Origin of the sequence: Paraburkholderia sp. 22099 (assembly GCF_052045835.1) — a bacterium.
Taxonomy (GTDB): Bacteria; Pseudomonadota; Gammaproteobacteria; order Burkholderiales; family Burkholderiaceae; genus Paraburkholderia; species Paraburkholderia terricola.
In genome coordinates this window covers 1-1,630 of sequence record NZ_JBQEPU010000079.1, presented here as the reverse complement: position 1 = coordinate 1,630, position 1,630 = coordinate 1, and the positions used below count along the sequence as shown (strand labels likewise).

1 protein-coding gene is annotated in these 1,630 nt (G+C 63.8%); it reads right to left on the bottom strand.

Going from position 1 to position 1,630, the window contains the following annotated elements; all coding sequences use genetic code 11:
• Positions 1 to 1,471, bottom strand: a 1,471-nt coding sequence (istA, locus tag ACTJLC_RS31700) for an IS21 family transposase (protein ID WP_440846409.1), incomplete at its 3' end; no start/stop codon positions are given.
• Positions 1,472 to 1,630: the final 159 nt, after the last annotated feature.

Here is a 1,630-nt window from a genome sequence, read left to right as displayed (position 1 = left end):
TGTCATAGAGCGCGGCGGACGGCATCTCGACGACAACCACTGGACACTCGGCCTGGCGCGGCGCGAACTCATCGAACAACGCCATCAGATCGGGCAGTTCACCGAGTTCGAGCAATGCATCGAGCCGCTCGGCCAGTTGCGCCTCGACGCCGTGGTGCCCGGCGAGCTCAAGCAAGCCCACCATGGCCTTGCAGGCGCTACGCGGCGTCAGTGCCTGATCCAGTCGTTCCCAGGTGCGACGATAGGCTTCACGCGGAAACAGATCGTCACGGAACGCGAGACCCCTGAAGGCCTGCGGCTTGCGTTTGAGCGAATCGATGAAGTGCCGGTAGTCGATGCCGCGACCGCGCCGCTTGCTCGTGTGCGTGGCTCTCGCCGCGCTGTGCACGAGCGCGCCAGACAGATAGCAATCGAGCCGGTCACTGTAGAGGCGTACCTTCAGGCGATGACCGATCAGCCGCGAGGGCGCGCTGTACAGGACACACCGCACGGTGAACGTGCCGCAGCGTGTCACGCGTGCCTCTTCCTCGGCAAAGTCGCTGGTACGGTGCTCAGGCAAATCCAGCAGGTGCTCGCGCTCGATCTGGAACGCGGCAGCATTACGCCGGTTGCGGCGCATCACCACCCCGCGCACGAACTCGTCGTAAGCGGCCCGGTCCGCGAAGTCTCGGTGACCGCGCAACTCCAGGGCCTGATCGACCTGATCCTTCAGATAGCGATGCGAGGATTCGACGCTGCCATTCTCGTGACCCATGCCACGGTTGTTGCGTGTGCCTTCCATCCCGTAGTGCTCGAGTAGCGCCGCATAGCGAACTGTGAAGTCTTCCTCTTCCTGCAGGTTCCTGAAGGCCGCCGACAGGCTGTCGGAGCGATGTTCGCGTGGGCAGCCGCCAGCCTGCCACAGCGCGTTCTGCAATCCCGTCGCGAGCGCCTGGAAGCTCTCCCCGCCATCGACCACGCTGGCGTACTCCCAGCGCGAGAACGCCAGCACGAAGTGATACAACAGGTGGCTAAACGCGACGCCGCCAATCGTTACGCACAATTTGTCCATGTGCGTGAAGTCCGACAGGCCTCGTGCGCCGGGCTGATATGTTTGAGGGAAGAACACTTCCTGGTTCGGGCCTTCGAGCGCGCGCCACTGGCTGACATGTCGCTCAAACGTGCGCCGCATGGTGTCCGGGAAGCGCTCGGGATGGTCCTCCTGCAATTTACGCAGCAGAGTGATCGCCTTCAGCTTTGGCGCAGCGCGTAGCAACGGGACCACTTCGCTCTCCCAGACATCGGCGAACGGATCTGGGCGCGAGCGCCAGTAGCGCCGCGGCTGCTGTGACGGTAGTCCGGCTTCGTGTTCGACACGCCGCGCCGTGCGCTCGCTCATGCCGGACTTCGCGGCAGCGAGCTTCTGCGGATGGAGTTTGCGATGGTTCATGTAGAGGCGGACCTGCTGGTCGGTGATGCGGCTTCCAGACATGGGCTGACCGCCTCAATTTAGGTTCAGTCAGCCATCCTAAGCCTCGCCGATCCGGCGCCGCCGGCAGTTCGTCGTCTCCGGCGGCTACGCCGCCTCCGACTCCTCACTACCGGCCAAGATGAATGTCGCTACACCGGACGTAGTCATTGTCGCCGCCCA